Below are 18,691 nucleotides of genomic sequence, written 5' to 3' on the forward strand. Positions count from 1 at the left end.
ACTGACCCCACTGGGTAATCCAGGTCCCTGATCGGCAGGTGTAAACTTCCGGCAGGTTTACACTTGTTTACCGCGCCAAGCCGGACCATGGCTGTAGTTCTTGGGTGGGCGCCGGTCCCTTTGCGGCGTCGACTATGAACTCGATCGAGCATGCGCATGAGAATTGCGGCGTTGGAAGACGACGACGCCCAGAGAGAGGCGATCGCTCGCCTGCTGGTGAGCGGCGGGCACAACTGTCAGTGTTTTCACCTGGCGACTCCGCTGATCGCGGCGCTTCGTCGGGAAACCTTCGACCTGCTTGTGCTCGACTGGAACCTGCCCGACATGAGCGGGCTGGATGTGGTTGCCTGGGCGCACAAGAACCTCACCCCCTGCCCGCCGATCCTGCTGCTGACCAGCCGCTCGGCCGAAGCTGACGTCGTCGCCGGCCTGAACGGCGGCGCTGACGACTATGTGGTCAAGCCGGTCCAGTCCGGCGTGCTGCTCGCCCGCGTCAACGCCCTGCTCCGCCGCAGCTACCCGGATCGCGCAACCGGCGGCATCGAGACCCACGGCGAGTATCGCTTCAATCTGCCGGCCGAGCAGGTGACCCGCGGCGGCGAGCCCGTGCCCCTGACCGCCAAGGAATTCGGCCTGGCTCTGCTGTTGTTTCGCAACGTTCACCGGGCGCTGTCGCGCGGCCATATCCTGGAAGCGATCTGGGGCCGCAACCCCGACCTGCCGACCCGGACGCTGGACATGCACATCTCGCGGATCCGCAGCAAGCTCGAGCTTCGCCCCCAGAACGGCTTTCGCCTCGCTCCGGTCTACAGCTACGGCTACAGGCTCGAGCGACTGACCGCGGATGTTCCGGAAGAGGCCGCGGAATGAGTTGGAAGCCGGCGGTAATCGCCGGTCTGGCGCTGCAGGCGCTCGCTGTTGCCCCGGCGCTCTCGGCCGAGCCCGTGGAGCGCTACGTCGTGCAACCGGGCGACACCCTCTATGAGCTGGGCCGGCGCTATTTCGTCGGCGGCGACTACCGCGCCGTCCAGCGGCTGAACCGCATCGCCGACCCGCGCCGGCTGAAGGTCGGCAGCCAACTCAAGGTCCCGGCGCGGCTGCTGAAGATCACCCCGATCGAGGCCCGCGTCGCCGGCTTTCGCGGCGCCGTCACGGTGACCGCCGGCGGCCGCACCCTGCCGGTCTCCACCGGCATGATGCTCAAGGAGGGCGCGGTCGTCGCCACTGGGGCCAACGCCTTCCTGCGCCTCGACCTGCCCGACGGCACGCAACTGTCGCTGCCCTCGCAGAGCCGCGTGCGGCTTGGCAAGATGACGCTGGTCGAGATGACCGGGGTCGTGCGCCGCGACCTGCAGGTCCAGGGCGGCCGACTCGAATCCGACGTCAACCCGCTGCGCGACCCGCGCGACAGCTACACCGTGCGCACGCCGATGTCGGTGTCGGCCGTGCGCGGCACCGAGTTCCGCGTCGCCTATGACGAGCAGGCCGGCCGGGCCAGCACCGAGGTCATCGAGGGGCTGGTCGCCGTCAGCGCCGACCGCGACGGCGCCGACGTCGCCGCCGCATATGGCGCGGTCGCCACCGCCGACGGGGTCTCCGACCCAATCAGCCTGGCCCCCGCCCCCAGCCTCGCCGAGCCCGGCAAGATCCAGGACGAACAGGCCGTGCGCTTCCAGATCGCTGCGCCGGCGGCCGCCCGCGGCTACCACGTGCGCCTCGCCGTCGACGCCGGCTTCGTCGAGGTGCTCGAGGAGACCGCCGCGGAAGGCCGCGAGGTGGCGCTCGGCGAGCTGCCGGACGGCGTCTACTTCCTGCGGTTGGCGGCGCTGGACGACAACGGCCTGCTCGGCCTGCCAGCGACCTACGCCTTCCAACGCCGTCTCAACACCCTGCGCGCCGACGCGCCGGTCGCCAGCCGCGACGGCGGCGTGCGCCGATACAAGTTCCGTTGGCAGGCCGGCGGCTTGGGCGAGCGCACCTATCGCCTCCAACTGCTGCGCGAGGGCGCGCAAGCGCCGGTCGTCGACGAAGCCGGCCTGACCCTGCAGGAATTGACTGTCACCGACCTGGCGCCAGGCGTGTACAACTGGCGCGTGATGTCGCGGACCTTCGCCGGCGGGGGCTACTACGAGAAATGGACGCCCCTCGAGCGGTTCGAAATCGCCCGTTGAGCGCGCGCGTCGGCACGCCTGCAGTCTGGTCCGCGCGCCGGCGCGTGATCGCCGAATGGGCGCTGGTGGCGCTGGCGGTCTCGGCCCTGGTCGCCGCCCTCGTGCTGACCCGCGCGACCGAGCGCGCGGACAACGTCGTCTTCGACACGGTCTCCGGCTGGGGCGTGCGCGCGCCGCACGAGGACATCATTGTCGTCGCCATCGACAACCGCAGCATCGCCGAGCTCGGCCGCTGGCCCTGGCCGCGCGCGCGCCACCAGGCGCTGCTCGAGGCCTTGGCCGGTTACGCCCCGCGCGCGATCGCCTACGACGTCTTGCTGGTCGAGCCCGACCCCACGCCTGGCGCCGACGACGCCCTGGCCGCAGCCCTCGCCGCCGGACCGCCGGTGTTCCTGCCGCTGACCTTCGACGTCCCGGGCCCGAATGGCGCGCCGTACGAGGTGCTGGCGCCCATCGCCCCGCTCGCCGCGCGCGCCGCTGGGCTCGGCCAGGTCAACGTCGACTTCGACAGCGACGGCGTCATTCGCCGCACCTACATGCTCGAGCGCGACGGCGCGCGCGCCTGGCCGCACCTGATGGCCTTCATGCAGTCCGCCGCTGAGGCGACGACGCCCCCGGCCAGCGCCGGCGCCGCTCGGGGCCCGGCGCAGCGCCCCCTGGTCCGCGAACAACCGCTGCTGATCTCGTTCGCCGGGCCGCCCGGCCATTTCCGCACAGTCTCCTTCGTCGACGTCGTCAACGGCGCCACGCCTGGCGATTTCCTGAAAGACAAGCTGGTCCTGGTCGGCGCCACCGCCGACGGCCTCGGCGACCGCTACGCCACGCCGCTGTCGCATCACACCGAGATCATGTCCGGCATCGAGCTGCAGGCGAACCTGCTCGACACGCTGCTCGCCGGCCGCGCCATCGCCCCGGCCGGCCCCGCCCGGCTGCTGGCCTTCTCGCTGACGCCGCTGGCCTTGGCGCTGGCGGGCTTCCTGCTGCTGCGCCCGCGCGCCAACCTCCTGCTCGGCGCCGGCCTGCTGATCGCCACCATCGTCGCCAGCGCCGTCCTGCTGTTGCAGGCCCAGGTCTGGGCGCCGCCGACCGCCGCCCTCGCCGGGCTCTTGCTGGTCTATCCGCTGTGGAGCTGGCGACGGCTCGAGGCCACCAGCGCCTACATGCTGCAGGAGTTGCACGCCTTCTCACAGGAACCCGACTTGCTCTCGGCCCTGGCCCAGCGCCGCGGCGGCCCGCCGACCGACGTCATCGACCGCCAGGTGGCGCTGATGCACGCGGCCATCGACCGGGCCCGCGACTTGCGCCGCCAGGTGCTCGACGCGCTGCAGGGCCTGCCCGACGCCACCCTGGTCACCGGCCTCGACGGCCAGGTGCTGATCGCCAACCGCGAGGCCGAGGCCCTGTTCGCCGGCCGCGACCCCGCTAACCGGCCGGTCGCCGAGCTGATCGCCGGGCTCTCGCCCGAGGCCGAGGCCCTCGATTTCGCGGGTGAAGCCGCCGACGTCGAGCTGACCGTGCCCGACGGCCGCAGCTTTGCGATCCGCCGCACGCCGCTCAGCGAGGCGGGCGGCGACCAGGTCGGCTGGATCGTCCGCTTCACCGACGTCACCGCCTTGAAGGACGCCGGCCGCCAGCGCGAGCACATCCTGGAACTGCTGACCCACGACATGCGCTCGCCGCAGGTCTCCATCCTGACCTTGCTCGGCAGCTCCGAGGCCAAGGCCGCCGTCGCCGCGCCCGTCGCCGATCGCATCGCCGGCTATGCGCGCCGCACGCTGTCGCTGGCCGACAACTTCGTGAACCTGGCCCGCGCGGAAGCCGACGCCTACGCTGTCGAGGTGCTCGATCTCGGCGAGGTCCTGCTCGATGCAGTCGACGACCTTTGGCCGCAGTCCTCGGCCCGCCAGGTCACCGTCGTCGCGGCCGAGACCGACGGCGAGGTCCTGGTCGAGGGCGATCGCGCGCTGCTGACCCGCGCACTGATCAACCTCGTCGACAACGCTATCAAGTACTCGCCCGCCGGCGGGCGCGTGGACTGCGCCGTGCGGATCGAGGACGACGAGGCCGTCTGCACGATCACCGACCAGGGCGAGGGCATGAGCCCGGCCCAGGTCGCGAACCTGTTCAAGCGCTTCCACCGCGTCCGTCCCAAGGGCGGTGAGAGGATCGACGGCGTCGGGCTCGGCCTCTCCTTCGTACACGCCGTCGTGCAGCGGCACGGCGGGCGCATCGACTGCGCCAGCACACTGGGCCAAGGCTCCAGCTTCACGGTCCGGCTGCCGCTGGCGAGCGCCTAGCTCGACCGATCGGGGACGGGGGCCAGCCGGCCGGCCACGGCCGCGTTCAAGCCCGCCTCCGCCTCGCCGCAGTCCGGCGCCCGACCTTGGACGCTGGCCCGTACGCGATAGGCTTCGGTCCCGCTTCCCGCCTCCACGACCCGGGCGGTCAGGGTGCAGAGCTGACGGCTGCGCGGCGCCCACCACGGGCGCTTCTGGGGCGGGGCGACCCATTCGCTCGGCGCAGCGTCGGCCGCCGGCCGCGGCCCGGCATAGGCGCCGACCTTCTGCGGCCGCTCGCTGTAGCTCAGCTCCACCAGATAGCCGTCGCCGGGCGACTCCCGCACCGCTAGGCCCGCGGCCTGCAGTTTGTCGGCGAGCGGACGCCCAGCCTCGCCGCCCGGGGCGAACGCCAGCCCGCGGGCGGCCAGATCCGGACGCACGCCGCTCTCGACCACGTCGATTTTGTTGGAGACACACCCCGCCAGCAACAGGGCGCCGGCGCACGCGACCAGGGTTCTCGTCATCTCGACCCAGACTTGGACATGGGCCCAAGTATGGCCATTTCACCGGGTGAGTAAATCGCGCGCGCCGGACCTGACGGCGGCCCGCTGCCCACGCGCGACTCAACGCGACTCAAGCGGTGCAATTTCGCGCCTAGGTGGTCGCTCTCGCGCGCGCCAGCAGCGGCTGTCCGCAAGTTGCGGAAATTGTGTTTTCTGCAACCCATGCGGGGCGCGCCGCCGCCGCTACGGCCCTGCTTCAAATCGTCGCCGAACTCAGCCATAGGGCGAGGAACGCGACACGACCCGTGAACGCGCTCAACCTGATCGGGCCTCCGCGCACAACCGCGACTTGGGCCGCGCGGCGCCCATCCTGAGGCGAAACCGGGCGAAATCTCGCCTTTCGCCCGCCTGCACGCGTCGATTTATTCGCAGAACAAAGCTTTCGGACCACGAGTACTCGAAAGCCGCAGAACGCGTTCGCTGAGCATGCTCGGCAATCGTCGGGCTGAGCGCCAACAGTACTCTTTTCAAAGGAGAATTATGGGCCTTAACTTCGTTGAATCCAAAGGAACCTCGGAGCCTTCACTCCGCCGGCGGCGCTTTGGATGAGGAGACCACAATGTCTGCTGAACCTTCCAACAAGACCCCCGATCCCATGGACGTGGCCCTCGGCGCCGCGGTCAGGATCCGGCGAAGGACAATCGGCATGTCGCAAGAAGCGCTTGCCGAACAGTGCGGCGTAAGCTTCCAGCAGATCCAGAAATACGAGAACGGCGCCAACCGGATCTCGTTCTCCCGGCTCGTTCAGATTGCAAGAGCGTTGCGATGCCGGGTTGTGGACCTGATGGACGTTTTGGATACCCCGGCCGGCGAAGGCGACGTCGACCTTCTCAGCCGGATGCGCACGCCGGGCGCGCTTGAGTTGTTGAGCGCCTTTGAGCGCCTGCCGCAGGAGGCCAGGTCCTCCCTGGTCAATCTCCTGCGGGTCATGACCGACCCTGAAGCCGGCCAGCGGGCGCGCCAGAAGGAAGTGGCTTAAACGGAACGAGCGCCGGCCCTCGCAGACCGGCGCTCGTCGCGTCTCGGTGTGGGTGAGCGCCTAGAGCGGCTTCAGATCGACCGCAGCGATCTTGCCCCGCTCCTCGCGCTCGACGAACTCGAGCTTCTGGCCTTCGTTCAGGCCGCGCAGGCCCGCACGCTCGACCGCGGAGATGTGGACGAAGACGTCCTTGCTCCCGTTGTCCGGCTGGATGAAGCCGTATCCTTTGGTGGTGTTGAACCACTTGACCGTCCCGGTGGCCATAACGCTTTCGTCTCCCTGACTAGCGTCCAAACTAGGCACGCTCGGCGCGCGCCCCGAAACAATCTCAAGTCTGGGAAGGCTGGTTCGGTCCGCAAGGGCGGGAAATGAACGTCTGCAGGCCCAAGTCCGGATTGCGGGCCAAATTTTTGCACACGGCCAGGCTGCGCGGTCAACAGCGAACGCCGGTCACTTTTCCGCCAAAACTCTGTCGATCAGGGCCTTGGCGTCCTTGCCCGACCAGTCCGCGTCCCCGGCCAGCCGGCCGCGCTCGATCCCGTCGGCGCCGTAGATGACCGTCGTCGGCATGCCCGCCGCCGGCGGCTTAAAGGCGAACGGCAGCGCCATGTTCGGGTCGTGATAGAAGGCCAGCGGCGCGTGCTTGGTGATGAACATGCGGGCCTTGTCGGCGTCCTGCGGGCGGTCGACGCTGATCGCCACCACCTGCACGGGCTTGCCTTCATAGCTGGCGGCCAGCTTGGCCAGGGTCGGCATTTCGATGACGCAGGGCCCGCACCAGGTGGCCCACAGGTTCACTACCGTCACCTGCCCTTTGAAGTCGGCGATGCGCTTGGCCTGCCCGTTAGCGTCCAGGAAGCTGGTGGCCGGCGGAGCCGCCGCTTCGAGCGGCACTTGGAACTTGGCCATCTCGCCCTTGGCCAGCGACTTCAGCTCGGTTTCCCGCTGGGGGTTTATGGAAGCCTGGACGATGATGTAGACAACCGCGGCGACGCCAGCGACGGCGACGCCCCGAAGCGCCCATTTCAACGGGAAGGCCTTGGGTTCCCCAGCGGCTTTCTCGGCAGACTTCTCGTTCATATGACGCACTCTTCCTCGACTGGCGCCGGAACTCCGGCGCAAGCGCCCCAAGACGGGGGCCAGGCCATGTGGGGCGGACGGTTCTCGTCCAAGCCGGCCGAACTGATGCAGGCGATCAACGTCTCCATCGGGTTCGACAAGCGGCTCGCGGCCCAGGACCTGGCCGGGTCCCGCGCGCACGCCGCGATGTTGCTCAAGCAGGGCGTGATTACAAGCGAGGACGAGGCCGCCATCCAGGGCGGCCTGCAGGCCATCGAGGCCGAGATCGCCGCCGGGACCTTCCCGTTCCGTGACGAGTACGAAGACATTCACATGAACGTCGAGGCGCGGCTGCGCGAGCTGATCGGCCCGGCGGCCGGCCGCCTGCACACCGCGCGCTCGCGCAACGACCAGGTGGCGCTCGACTTCCGGCTCTGGGTCCGCGACGCCTGCGACCGCACCATCCACCAGATCCAGGCGCTGCAGCGCGCCCTGGTGGCCAAGGCCGAACCGCACGCCGCGACCCTGATGCCGGGCTTCACCCACCTGCAGCCGGCCCAGCCGGTGACCTTCGGCCACCACCTCATGGCCTATGTCGAGATGTTCGGCCGCGACGCCTCGCGCTTCGTCGACGCCCGCGCGCGGATGAACGAATGCCCGCTGGGCGCGGCGGCCCTGGCCGGCTCCCCGTTCCCCATCGACCGTCATGCGACCGCCCAGGCGCTGGGCTTCGCCGCCCCGACCGCCAACTCGCTCGACAGCGTCTCGGACCGCGACTTCGCGCTCGAGAGCCTGTCGGCCGCCAGCCTCTGCGCCGTGCACCTCTCGCGCCTGGCCGAAGAGATCGTGATCTGGATGACGCCGCAGTTCGGCTTCGTGAAGCTGACCGACGCCTTCACCACCGGCTCGTCGATCATGCCGCAGAAGAAGAACCCGGACGCGGCCGAGCTGATCCGCGCCAAGGTCGGCCGCGTGCTGGGCTCGCTGACCCAGCTGACCGTGGTCATGAAGGGCCTGCCGCTCACCTATTCGAAGGACATGCAGGAGGACAAGGTCCCGACCTTCGAGGCCTTCGACGCCCTGGAGCTGTCGCTGGCCGCCATGGCCGGCATGGTCGCCGACCTGGAGCCGAACGCCGAACGCATGGCCGCCGCCGCCGGCGCCGGCTTCTCGACCGCCACCGATCTCGCCGACTGGCTGGTGCGGACCCTCGACATGCCGTTCCGCGACGCCCACCATGTGACCGGGGCTGCGGTGAAGAAGGCCGAGGGTCTGGGCGTCGATCTGCCCGGCCTTCCGCTCGCCGATCTGCAAGCCATCGAGCCGCGGATCACCGCGGCCGTCTACGACGTGCTGACGCCGCAAGCGTCGGCCGCCAGCCGCATGAGCTACGGCGGAACCTCGCCGCAGCAGGTCCGCGCCCAGATCGCGCGTTGGAAGGAGAAGCTCTGATGAACCTTCACCCCCTCGCCATGATCGCCCTGATCGGCGCGGCCGCCCTGGCGGGCTGCGGCAAGATGGGCGAACTCGAACGTCCGGGCCCGATGTTCGGCAAGGGCTCGGGGGCCGACGCCGGCGCCGACCCGACCCGCGCGGTGCGCACCGTCGACCCGCGCACCCGCGACGACCGCCCGGCGCCGCCGCGCACCCTGCCGATCGACTCCGCCCAGAACCCGACCGCCAGCGCTCCGCAAGGCGCCCTGCCCGACCCGTACGCGAACCCGAGATGAATCATTTTGAGCTGAAGGGCGACGAGCTCTTCTGTGAGGGCGTGTCCCTGGCCGACGTCGCTGCGGCGGTCGGCACCCCGGTCTATGTCTATTCCAGCGCCACCTTCGAGCGGCACTACACGGTGCTGCGCGACGCCCTGGTCGCCGAGGGGATCAAGGGCGACGACGGCGGCGATCCGCTGATCGCCTTCGCGGTGAAGGCCAACTCCAACCTGGCCGTGCTGCGCACCCTGGCCAAGCTGGGCGCCGGCGCTGACACTGTCTCCGAGGGCGAGGTTCGCCGCGCCCTGGCGGCCGGCGTCCCCGCCGAGAAGATCGTCTTCTCCGGCGTCGGCAAGACCGCGGGCGAACTCGCCTTCGCACTCAAGGCCGGAGTCGGCGAGATCAATGTCGAGTCCGAGCCGGAAATGCGCCTGGCCAGCCAGGTCGCTCAGTCGCTGGGGACCCGCGCCACCATCGCCATCCGCGTCAATCCGGACGTCTCGGCCGGCGGCCACGCCAAGATCTCGACCGGCAAGTCCGACAACAAGTTCGGTGTTTCGTTCTCCGAGGCCGAGCGGCTCTACGCCAACGCCTCGAACGATGCGGGTCTAAACCCGGTCGGCGTCACCTGCCACATCGGCAGCCAGATCACCGACCTCGAGCCGATGGCCCAGGCGTTCGCCAAGATGCGCGGCCTGGTCGAGCGGCTGCGGGGCGAGGGCCTGTCGGTCAAGCGCCTCGACCTCGGCGGCGGCCTCGGCGTGCCGTACTTCAACCAGCCCGAACCGCCCTCGCCGGCCGACTATGCGCGGATGATCGCCAAGACCATGAACGGCCTGGACGTCGGCTACGCCTTCGAGCCCGGCCGCATGATCGCGGCCAACGCCGGCGTGCTGTTGGCCCGGGTGCAGCACATCCACGAGCGGCCCGAGGGCAAGAAGTTCGTCGTGCTCGATGCGGCGATGAACGACCTGATCCGCCCGGCCATGTACGACGCCTATCATGAGATCGTGCCCGTCCATCCGCGTGAGGGCGAGCCGGTGGTCTACGACGTGGTCGGGCCGATCTGCGAGACCGGCGACACCTTCACCCGCGAGCGCGCCCTGCCGCCGCTGCAGGCCGGCGACCTGGTCGCCTTCCTCAGCGCCGGCGCCTACGGCGCGGTGATGTCCAGCGAGTACAACAGCCGCCTGCTGGTCCCCGAGGTGCTGGTCAAGGGCGGCGCCTACGCCGTCGTGCGCCCGCGCCCAACCTATGAGGACATGCTGGCCAGGGAAGCCCCCGCGCCCTGGCAATAGGGTTTCGCGGCGCTAAACCATTCCTGAACACCCTGCCTGCCAAAATGTCGCAGGCATTGGGGGCTTCTGGTGGCGCTGAAGGACATTCTCGACGACGGCCGGGTCGGCGCGACGCTCGTGATGAGCAAGCGCAGCACCTTCAACCGTCTGACGATCACCGCCCTGATGGGCGCATTGGTCTGGGCCGAATTCGACTGGCACGCGGCCGCGGCCTGGGCGCTCGCGGCCTGCGGCCTCGAAGTCCTGCTGCGCACCACCCACGCCCACTTCTATAAGCGCCAGGCGCAGGGACTGCCGGTCTCGCGCTTTCGCCGAATGGCCCCGGCCCTGATGTTCAGCATCACCTGGTCGACGCTCGCGGCCGCATGCTGGGCCTACGGCTCGGACCCGATGAAGTTCGCCGCCCTGCTGATCCTGTTCGGCACCGTGATCGCCGCGCTCAAGTACGCCGCGCTCAGCCAGGCGATCTTCCTGGTGATGATCCCTGCGCCGCTGGTCGCCATCGTCATCGCGCCCCTGCAGATCAACGGGCTGCACGGCTGGCGGGCCGCGGTCGTGGCCTTCGCCTTGGTCGGCTTCGGCATCAGCCTCTCCAACGTCGCGCGCGCCCTGCGCGCCAACGCCCTGGCGCTGGAAAAGGCCCAGGCTGAGGCCCAGGAGGCGAGCCGCGCCAAGTCGGCCTTCCTGGCGATGATGAGCCACGAACTGCGCACCCCGATGAACGGCGTGCTCGGCATGGCCCACGCCCTGGCCGCCACCAAGCTCAGCCGTCAGCAAGCCGACTATCTCGACATGATCGTCCAGTCGGGCGACGGCCTCATGGCGATCCTCAACGACATCCTCGACCTCTCCAAGATCGAGGCCGGCAAGCTGAACCTCGAAAGCGTCGGCTTCGATCTGGAGAAGATGGGCCGCCAGACCTTCCTGCTGTGGAGCGAGACCGCCCGCCAGAAGGGGCTCGAACTCTCGCTCGACATCGACGGCGACGCGCCGACCTGGCTGGTCGGCGATCCGGTGCGCGTGCGCCAGATCCTGCTGAACCTGATCTCCAACGCGCTGAAGTTCACCCAGCAGGGCTCGGTCGCCGTGCGTATCGCCGCCCTCGCCCCGCAGGGCATCGAGATCGTCGTCACCGACACCGGCGTCGGCATGCGGCGCGATCAGCAGGAAAAGCTGTTCCAGGCCTTTTCCCAGGCCGAGGTCTCGACCACCCGCCGGTACGGCGGCACCGGCCTTGGCCTCTCGATCTGCCGCCAGTTGGCCGAGATGATGGGCGGGTCGATCACGGTGGAGAGCGAGCCGGGCTCCGGCTCGACCTTCCGCGTCGCCCTCCCGCTACCCGCCGGCGCCGCGCCGCTGGCCGCGCAAGCCACGCCCGAGACCGTCAGCCTCGAAGGCCGTCAGGTGCTGGTCGTCGACGACAACAAGGTCAATCAGGCCGTGGCCCGCGCCATCCTCGAAGCGGCCGGCGCGGTGGTCAGTGTCGCCGACGACGGCGTCGAAGGCCTGGAGGCGTTGAGCGCCAGCCACATCGACCTCGTGCTGATGGACGTGCACATGCCGCGCATGGACGGCATCGAGGCCCTGCGCCGCATCCGAGCGGGCGAGGCTGGGCCGCGCAACATCCCGGTGCTGGCGCTCACCGCCGACGCCATGTCCGACGAGTGCGAGCGGCTGGTCGCCCTGGGCTTCGACGACGTCCACCCCAAGCCGATCCAGCCTGCCGAACTGATGTTCACCGTCGCCGAGTGGTGCGAGCGCAACGACCGCCTGGCGGTGCTGGGCGCGACCGCGGCCTAGTCCATCGCCCCGATGTAGGGCAGGCCACGCAGCGCGCCGGCCGCGTCCATCCCGTAACCGACCAGGAACCTGGCCGGCGCCTCCCAGGCCACGAAGTCAGGGGTGATCGCCCGCGCCGTCGGCCAGGGCTTGCTGGCGAATACCGCGGTCAGCACGCGGCTGGCGCCGGCGTCGCGCACCAGCCGGTGCGCCTCCGACAAGGACAGCCCGGTGTCGATGACGTCGTCGATGACCAGCGCCGTTCGCCCGGCCAGGGGCCGCTGCAGGTCGGCCCGCACCTCGCAGCGGCCGAGGCTGGCCCGCTCGTCGCCGTAGGACGCCAACCACAGCGCGTCGAAGCGCACGAACCGCCCGGCTCGCGCCAGCGCCCGGGTCAGATCTGAGGCGAACCACAACCCGCCGGTCAGCAAGCAGACCGCCACCGTCTCGTCGTCGATCGCCGGCGCGATTTGCCGAGCCAGCGCCTCGACGCGGCCGGCCACCTCCTGCTCGGTCAGCAGAACGGTCGGAGCGGGCTGGGCGATGGGATCAGTCATGAACCGGCAAGGCGTCTGGGCTGCCCGGCGGCAGCGGTTGGGCTTCCACCGGCGCGAGGGCCGGCGGCTCGGCGGCGGCGCGCAGGGTCGGGCCGGCCGCCTTCGGGGCGGCCGCGACCGGGTCGCCCTGTTTCACATTCAGATTCACCGGCTCGCGTGGAGCGAACGCGACCTCCAACTCCTTGGCGCTGGCCGGCGGGTCGAGCAGCGCGATCGCGAAATGGCGGGTCTCGCCCGGCGGGATCCGCGCGTCGGCCGGACGGGCGATCTTGGTCGCCACCACCTTGCCTTCGGCGTCGAGCAGGCTGATGCGCAGCGGCGGGGTCACCACCGGCTCGTTCTCGATGTTGCGGATCATGCCCGAGACCGAAAGCGCCGCATGGCCTTCCTGCAGCGACGGCTCGAACCGCACGCCCTCGATCACCAGTCCGAGACTGTTCACCGGCAAGCCCACGCCGGCATAGGCGCTGGCCGTCCGCGGCCACAGCCGCACCACGTCGACGCGGAAGATGATCGCCAGCGCGATCATCAGCACCAGCGCCGCCGCCATGCCCGCCCAGATGACGCCGGTGGCCGCCGCCTCGCGCACGCGCCGCTCGGTGTCGGCCTTGGCGCGGAAGGCCCTCGGCAACTCGTCGCCGCTCAGCGCACGCGCCGGCTTCTCCTCGACGGGTTCCGGCGCCGGCTCGCGGGCCACCGCGCCCTCTTCTTCAGAAGTCTCCAGCTCCAGCGATTTTTCAGGCGGCGCAGGGGTCGCAGTCCAGCGCGCGCCGCAACTGGCGCACTTCACCAACCGGCCATCCGTGGGGATCTTGGAATCATCCACGAAATAGCTGGTGGCGCAGTCTGGACAGGTCAGTATCATGACAGCCGAATCGGACGCTCCAGCAACCTCCATCGAGGTCGCCGATTTCGGCCCCCATGTCCAGAAACCCGAACGCCACAGGCGCCGCCACCGACGCCGATCACGCCGTTGTCCGCTTCGATGATGTGTCGATGCGCTATGGTCGCGCCCCCGAGACCTTGAAGGACCTGACGTTCTCTCTGGAGCCGGGGTCGTTTCACTTCGTGACCGGCGCCTCGGGAGCGGGCAAGACCTCGCTGTTGAAGCTTCTGTTCCTGGCGGCGAAGCCGTCCAAGGGACTCATGCACCTGTTCGGCCAGGACGTCTCGTCCATCGCGCGCGAAGCTCAGCCTTTCCTGCGCCGCCGCATCGGGGTCGTGTACCAGGAGTTCAAGCTGCTCGATCACCTGTCGGTGTTCGACAACACCGCCCTGCCGCTGCGCATCGAAGGACGCAAGCCCGACACCTATCGCGACGACGTCGCCGAACTGCTGGCCTGGGTCGGCCTCAAGGACCGCATGCACGCCATGCCCGCCACCCTGGCCGGCGGCGAGCGCCAGCGCCTGGCCATCGCCCGCGCCGTGGTCAACCGCCCCGAGATCCTGCTGGCTGACGAGCCGACCGGAAATGTCGACCCCGAGATGGCGCTGCGCATCCTCAAGCTGTTCGTCGAGCTGAACCGCCTGGGCGCCACCGTGCTCTTCGCCACCCACGACCAGGACCTGGTCGCCCGCTCGGGCATGCCGGTCCTGCATCTGGAGCGCGGCCGCCTCGTCGCGCAGGGAGCCCGCCGATGAGCGACTTCGACGTCGCCCGCTGGCGGCCCGCCCCGTTCCTGCCGGAGTCCGACGCTCGCGACGGCTCGCTGACCTTCGTGGTCGCGGTGCTCTGCTTCCTGGCCTGCCTGACCTTGCTGGCCGTGCTCGCCGCCGACCGCGCCGCTCGCGACTGGACCGACCAGCTCGAAGGCCAGGCGACGATCATCGTGCGGCCCAAGGCCAACGAGACGCCGGACGGCGCGGCCGCCCGCGCCGCCGAGACCCTGGCCGGGGTCGACGGCGTCGCCGAGGCCCGCGCTATCGAGCGCGAAAAGGCCGAGGCGCTGATCGCCCCCTGGCTCGGCGACGCCGACCTTTCCGACCTGCCGGTGCCGCGGCTGGTCGCCGTGCAGCTCACCCGCGAGCGTCCGGCCAGTGCCGCAGCCCTCGACCAGGCGCTGAAGGCCCAGGGCCTCGACGCCGTCGTCGACGACCATTCGGTCTGGATGGCCGACATCCAGCGTTCGGCCCGCACCGCCCGCTGGGTCGGGCTGGCGGTGTTCGGCTTGATCGCCGTCGCCGCCGCCGCCGTCGTCGCCTTCGCGACCCGCGCCGGGCTCGCCGCCCGCCGCGAAGTGGTCGAGGTGCTGCATCTCTCCGGCGCCGAGGACAGCTTCATCGCCCGCCTGTTCCAGGCCCGTTTCGCCCGCATGGCCGCGCTGGCGGGCTTGTTCGGAGCTGGCGGGGCGGCGATCATGGGGGCGCTTTTGCGTTTGGCGGGGGGAGGCCAAGGTTTGACGCCCGTGCTGCCGATCGCCTGGATCGATCTTCTGTCCGTCCTGCCCGCCCCGCTGGTGGCCGGCGGCGTCGCCGCGCTCGCGGCCCGCTTCACCGCCCAGGCCATGGTCCGGGAGCTGGCGTGAAAGGCCTGACCGCCCTCCTCGTCGTGGCCGCCATCTGGGCGGCCGGCCTGCTGGCCTTCGCCGAGCGGGTCGAGCGCTCGACCCCAGCGCCGCAGCCGCGCCCGGCCGACGGCGTCGTCGCCCTGACCGGTGCCGGCTCCAACGAGCGCATCGGCGCGGCCATGGAACTGCTGGCCGACGGCAAGGCCCGCCGCATGCTGGTCTCCGGGGTCAGCCGCGAGGCCTCGCGGGAGGACATCCGCGTGGTCAGCCGCGCCGCGCGCCGGCTCTACGACTGCTGCGTCGACCTCGGCTTCGACGCCGCCAACACCCTTGGCAACGCCCGCGAGACCCAGGAGTGGGCCCGGGCCATGCGCTTCGACAGCCTCATCGTGGTCACCGCCGACTACCACATGCCACGCGCCATGCTCGAACTGCGCGGCGCGATGCCCGACAAGCGCCTCACCCCCTATCCGGTTGCGACTTCGGTGATGAACGCCGGGCGCTGGTGGCGCACCAGCGGCGCGGCGCGGCTGATGGTGACCGAGTACTGTAAGTATCTGGCGATCCTGGGCCGCGAAGCGGTGCTGGGACTGGGCCCTCGCAACGAACCGGCCCCGCCGAAGAAAGGCTGACCTGCTTGACCACCCTCCGCTCCCTGGCGTTCGCCGTCCTGTTCTATCTGTGGTCAGTCCTCGTCGCGGTCGGCTGCGCGATCATCGTCCTGCCCGCCCCGCGCAGCTGGTGCACCGAGATGATGCGCGGCTGGGCCAAGGGCATCATCTTCCTGCTGCGCGTGGTCTGCGACATCAAGGTCGAGGTCCGCGGCCGCGAACACATGCCGACCGGCGCGGCCCTGCTGGCCCCCAAGCACCAGTGCATGTTCGACGTCTTCGCCCAGTTCGCCTTCATGCCGGACGCCTGCTTCGTCATGAAGAAGGAGCTGATGTGGATCCCGTTCTTCAGCTGGTACGCGCTGAAGGCCAAGATGATCGTCGTCGACCGCGAGGGCCACTCGGCCGCCCTGCGCAAGCTGGTCAAGGACGCCCAGGAACGCTTCGCCGAACACCGCCAGGTGATCATCGCCCCGGAAGGCACCCGCACCGCCCCCGGCGCGGCCCCCGACTACAAGCCCGGCATCGCCGCGCTCTACCGCGAGATCGACGTGCCGGTGCACCCGATCGCCACCAACGCCGGCGTCCACTGGCCCAAGCACGGCTTCACCCGCAAGCCGGGCACGATCGTCTTCGAGTACCTGGAGCCGATCCAGCCGGGCCTGAAGCGCGCCGAGTTCATGCGCACCCTGCAGGACCGCACCGAAACCGCCTCGAACGCGCTGCTGACGCTGTGAGATGACTTTCCCTCCCCTCGTGGGGAGGGAGCTCACCGCGTCGCCAGCTCGCGCGCCTCGACCATGCCCAGCAGCTTCTCCATCGCCGCGTCGTGCACCCCCATCTCACAGAGATGGGCGACCAGGTCCCGCAGGTAATCGACATTCCGCCCCGACAGCCCATGGGCCCCGGCGATCAGTTCCGCCTGCCGCTCGAGCGACAGCGCCCCGGCCCACTGCGGATGGTGCACGTCGGACAGGAACACCAGCGTCTCGACCCGATGGCCGTTCGCCAGCCGGATGTTGGCCTTGGCCTCGACATAGGTCTCGGTCGGCTGCTCGCGCTCGCGCAGGTACTCGTAGGTCGCCGGCCAGTGCTCCTCGGCGACCCGATAGGCGGCGCCGCGCACCGCGCCGCCCGGCGCCAGGCCCAGCACCAGGCCCGGCCGCTGATAGGTGCCGCGATGGTGCACCGAATAGATGCAGAAGGCGCGCCGCCGCCCGTGTAGGGTGGCGCTCTGGCGCTCGACGAACTCGAACCCCGGACGCCACATCAGCGACCCGTAACCGAAGACCCAACGCTCAACCGACATGGCCCGCCGCGACAATCCCGCTCCGCCTTCCTCCCCTGTGCCCGATCCGGCGCACCACCGCAAACCCCGACGCGCGGCGCTCTACATCCCGTTCATCATCGCCGGGGTCGCGGCCATCGGCTGGAGCGGCCTGTGGGTCTATGCCCGCGGCGAGGCGGACAAGCGGCTCGAGGCCGGCGCCGAGCAGCTGCGCAAGGCCGGCTACGACGTCGCCTGGAGCAACAAGCGGATCTACGGCTACCCGTTCCGGCTCAACATCCAGCTCGACGACGCCAAGATCCGCGAGCCATCCGGTTGGGCGCTGGCCGCGCCGAAGCTCGAAGCCCAGGCGTTCATGCACGGTCTGTCGACCTGGGTGCTGGCCACGCCCCAGGGCCTGACCTTCACCCGCCCGGTCGGCGGGCCGGTCGACGTCAAGGGCGATGTGATCCACGCCAGCCTCGCCGGCCTCGACCAGCCGCTGCCGCGCTTCTCGTTCGAAGGAACCAAGCTGACCTTCGCGCCGACGCCCGGCGCCCAGCCGTTCGCGCTGTCAGCCGCCGACAAGGTCGAGTTCCACTTCCGCCCCGGCCCCGACGACCAGGCCGCGGTGTTCTTCAAGGTCGACGCCGGCACGGCGCGGCTGTCGGGCCTGTTCGCCCGCATCGCCGGCGACAAGCCGATCTCGATCTCCTGGGACTCGCTGCTCTCCAAGATCAGCGCTTTCCAGGGCGCCAACTGGCCCGAGGCGGTCCGCGCCTGGACCACGGCCGGCGGCCGCATGACCGTGCGCCAAGCCGGGCTCACGGCCGGCGAGGCGGTCGTCGGCGCCCAGTCCGGCGTGCTCAGCGTCGGCTATGACGGCCGCCTGAACGGCTCGCTCGACGTCACCCTACGCGAGGCGCCGAAAGCGTTGGGCGCCATGGCCGAGACCGGCGTCATTCGACCGGAGGCCGCCATGGCCGCCTCCGCGGTCGCCGCCGCCCGCCAGGGCAACGACGACGTCGCCCGCGCCAACGTCACCTTCCAGGCCGGCCAGACCACCCTCGGCCCGGTCGCCATCGGCCCCGCCCCGAAGGTCTACTAGGGCCGCTCCCCAGCGGGAAGCATCCGGCCCAAAAGCTCCCTCGCCCCCTTGGGGGAGTGGGTTGGGGTGAGGGGGCTGCTGACTCAGCTATGCGCCGCTCCGCGTCGCCGCCCCTCACCTAACCTCTCCCCGCAAGCGGGGAGAGGAATGAAGTGACACCAGACCGCCAAAGCTCGGCGATCAGGCCGCCAACTCCGCCGCGCACATCGCCCGGAACTGCGCCAGGCTCTCGGCCTGCTCGGGATGCAGCGCGCCCAGCACCTCGATCGTGAAGGTGACCGGCGCCGAGCCGGCCGCCGTCACCAGCGTCCCGTCGCGCACCGCCGCCGGGGTGTCGACATAGAGGTCCCAGGCCCGGTAGCTCGGCGTGTAGTGGCGCATGAAGTCGAGCGCGTTGGAGGTGTGGCGCCGGCTGTCCAGCAGGCCGGCGCGGGCGGCCGCCACCGTCCCGGCGCAGATCGCCCCCACCACCTTGCCCGCCTCGTCGGCGGCCCGCAGCACTGGGGCGATGTCGGGCGCGTCGTCGCCCGTCCAGCCGTCCGACCCGACCACGACCAGCGCGTCATAAGCGTCCGGCGTCAGGTCCTCGATGGCCGTGCCCGGGTCGATGGTCATGCCGCCCATCGAGGTGACCGGCCGGCCGCCCGGCGTGTGGAACGACGTCGCCCCGTCGAAGTAGGTGCGGGCCGCGGCGCTGAGCTGCGCGTGCTCCCAGTCGGCGAAATTGTCGATGACGATGAAGGCGATGTGCTTGCCCATGGCGATACTCCAGACCCGCGATGACGGAACGCATCATCGCCG

At 70.3% G+C, this 18,691-nt stretch carries 20 protein-coding genes; 13 read left to right on the plus strand and 7 right to left on the minus strand.

The genetic code is table 11. The annotated features are described in order from the left end of the window. Positions 1-150 precede the first annotated feature (150 nt). The 3 genes from C0481_RS01855 to C0481_RS01865 are packed head-to-tail and all read left to right on the plus strand — an operon-like array spanning position 151 to position 4,468. Positions 151-870: a response regulator transcription factor gene (locus C0481_RS01855; protein WP_293400116.1), complete on the plus strand. Its 720-nt coding sequence runs from the start codon at positions 151-153 to the stop codon at positions 868-870. After that, the gene (locus C0481_RS01860) at positions 867-2,171 is read left to right on the plus strand and encodes a FecR domain-containing protein (protein ID WP_293400118.1); all 1,305 of its coding nucleotides are present in this window, start codon (positions 867-869) and stop codon (positions 2,169-2,171) included. Before C0481_RS01855 ends, C0481_RS01860 begins: the two co-directional genes overlap by 4 nt. Further along, positions 2,168-4,468 (plus strand): CHASE2 domain-containing protein, encoded by a 2,301-nt coding sequence (locus C0481_RS01865; RefSeq protein ID WP_293400120.1) that lies wholly within the window; start codon positions 2,168-2,170, stop codon positions 4,466-4,468. The genes C0481_RS01860 and C0481_RS01865 overlap by 4 nt, the downstream gene beginning before the upstream one ends. On the opposite strand, the gene C0481_RS01870 is transcribed toward C0481_RS01865, so the two are convergent. Next, complete coding sequence (locus tag C0481_RS01870) at positions 4,465-4,974, minus strand: hypothetical protein (RefSeq protein ID WP_293400122.1); 510 nt, start codon at positions 4,972-4,974, stop codon at positions 4,465-4,467. The genes C0481_RS01865 and C0481_RS01870 overlap by 4 nt on opposite strands. 598 nt (positions 4,975-5,572) lie before the next feature. Here C0481_RS01870 and C0481_RS01875 point away from each other — a divergent pair. Beyond that, entirely contained in the window at positions 5,573-5,992 is a 420-nt protein-coding gene (locus C0481_RS01875) for a helix-turn-helix domain-containing protein (protein ID WP_293400124.1), read from the plus strand. A 60-nt stretch (positions 5,993-6,052) separates the two neighbouring features. Here the strand turns inward: C0481_RS01875 and C0481_RS01880 are convergent, their stop codons facing one another. After that, positions 6,053-6,256: a cold-shock protein gene (locus C0481_RS01880; RefSeq protein WP_293400126.1), complete on the minus strand. Its 204-nt coding sequence runs from the start codon at positions 6,254-6,256 to the stop codon at positions 6,053-6,055. Positions 6,257-6,442: 186 nt separating this feature from the next. Further along, on the minus strand, positions 6,443-7,072 hold the full coding sequence (locus C0481_RS01885) for a TlpA disulfide reductase family protein (protein ID WP_293400128.1): 630 nt from the start codon (positions 7,070-7,072) through the stop codon (positions 6,443-6,445). On the opposite strand from C0481_RS01885, the gene argH reads away from it, so the two are divergent. From argH to C0481_RS01905, 4 genes are all read left to right on the plus strand, one after another. After that, positions 7,073-8,503 (plus strand): argininosuccinate lyase, encoded by a 1,431-nt coding sequence (gene argH, locus C0481_RS01890; protein ID WP_293400130.1) that lies wholly within the window; start codon positions 7,073-7,075, stop codon positions 8,501-8,503. Then, complete coding sequence (locus tag C0481_RS01895) at positions 8,503-8,781, plus strand: hypothetical protein (protein ID WP_293400132.1); 279 nt, start codon at positions 8,503-8,505, stop codon at positions 8,779-8,781. The genes argH and C0481_RS01895 overlap by 1 nt, the downstream gene beginning before the upstream one ends. Continuing rightward, the gene (gene lysA, locus C0481_RS01900) at positions 8,778-10,061 is read left to right on the plus strand and encodes a diaminopimelate decarboxylase (protein WP_293400134.1); all 1,284 of its coding nucleotides are present in this window, start codon (positions 8,778-8,780) and stop codon (positions 10,059-10,061) included. The genes C0481_RS01895 and lysA overlap by 4 nt, the downstream gene beginning before the upstream one ends. A 69-nt stretch (positions 10,062-10,130) precedes the next feature. Beyond that, positions 10,131-11,861, plus strand: coding sequence for an ATP-binding protein (locus C0481_RS01905; protein WP_293400136.1), 1,731 nt, complete (start codon positions 10,131-10,133; stop codon positions 11,859-11,861). Here C0481_RS01905 and C0481_RS01910 read toward each other — a convergent pair. Both C0481_RS01910 and C0481_RS01915 read right to left on the minus strand, forming a co-directional pair. Continuing rightward, complete coding sequence (locus tag C0481_RS01910; RefSeq protein WP_293400138.1) at positions 11,858-12,397, minus strand: phosphoribosyltransferase family protein; 540 nt, start codon at positions 12,395-12,397, stop codon at positions 11,858-11,860. The two genes, C0481_RS01905 and C0481_RS01910, sit on opposite strands and share 4 nt — an antisense overlap. Next, the gene (locus tag C0481_RS01915; RefSeq protein ID WP_293400140.1) at positions 12,390-13,262 is read right to left on the minus strand and encodes a DUF3426 domain-containing protein; all 873 of its coding nucleotides are present in this window, start codon (positions 13,260-13,262) and stop codon (positions 12,390-12,392) included. Before C0481_RS01915 ends, C0481_RS01910 begins: the two co-directional genes overlap by 8 nt. 56 nt (positions 13,263-13,318) lie before the next feature. On the opposite strand from C0481_RS01915, the gene ftsE reads away from it, so the two are divergent. The 4 genes from ftsE to C0481_RS01935 are packed head-to-tail and all read left to right on the plus strand — an operon-like array spanning position 13,319 to position 16,252. Next, entirely contained in the window at positions 13,319-14,038 is a 720-nt protein-coding gene (ftsE, locus tag C0481_RS01920; RefSeq protein WP_293400142.1) for a cell division ATP-binding protein FtsE, read from the plus strand. Continuing rightward, positions 14,035-14,922: an ABC transporter permease gene (locus tag C0481_RS01925; protein ID WP_293400144.1), complete on the plus strand. Its 888-nt coding sequence runs from the start codon at positions 14,035-14,037 to the stop codon at positions 14,920-14,922. Before ftsE ends, C0481_RS01925 begins: the two co-directional genes overlap by 4 nt. Then, positions 14,919-15,536: a YdcF family protein gene (locus tag C0481_RS01930; RefSeq protein ID WP_293400146.1), complete on the plus strand. Its 618-nt coding sequence runs from the start codon at positions 14,919-14,921 to the stop codon at positions 15,534-15,536. Before C0481_RS01925 ends, C0481_RS01930 begins: the two co-directional genes overlap by 4 nt. Before the next feature lie 5 nt (positions 15,537-15,541). Beyond that, the gene (locus tag C0481_RS01935; RefSeq protein ID WP_293400148.1) at positions 15,542-16,252 is read left to right on the plus strand and encodes a lysophospholipid acyltransferase family protein; all 711 of its coding nucleotides are present in this window, start codon (positions 15,542-15,544) and stop codon (positions 16,250-16,252) included. Positions 16,253-16,284: 32 nt separating this feature from the next. Here the strand turns inward: C0481_RS01935 and C0481_RS01940 are convergent, their stop codons facing one another. Beyond that, a complete protein-coding gene (locus C0481_RS01940) occupies positions 16,285-16,824 on the minus strand; it encodes a gamma-glutamylcyclotransferase (RefSeq protein WP_293400150.1) in 540 nt (179 codons plus the stop codon). Between C0481_RS01940 and C0481_RS01945 the strand changes: the two genes are divergently transcribed. Beyond that, entirely contained in the window at positions 16,823-17,890 is a 1,068-nt protein-coding gene (locus C0481_RS01945; RefSeq protein ID WP_293400153.1) for a DUF2125 domain-containing protein, read from the plus strand. The two genes, C0481_RS01940 and C0481_RS01945, sit on opposite strands and share 2 nt — an antisense overlap. A 180-nt stretch (positions 17,891-18,070) precedes the next feature. Here C0481_RS01945 and C0481_RS01950 read toward each other — a convergent pair whose 3' ends face one another. Further along, on the minus strand, positions 18,071-18,649 hold the full coding sequence (locus C0481_RS01950; RefSeq protein WP_293400156.1) for a DJ-1/PfpI family protein: 579 nt from the start codon (positions 18,647-18,649) through the stop codon (positions 18,071-18,073). Between the last annotated feature and the right edge of the window lie 42 nt (positions 18,650-18,691).

The sequence above is a fragment of the Phenylobacterium sp. genome, from assembly GCF_013822795.1.
Classification (GTDB): Bacteria; Pseudomonadota; Alphaproteobacteria; order Caulobacterales; family Caulobacteraceae; genus Phenylobacterium.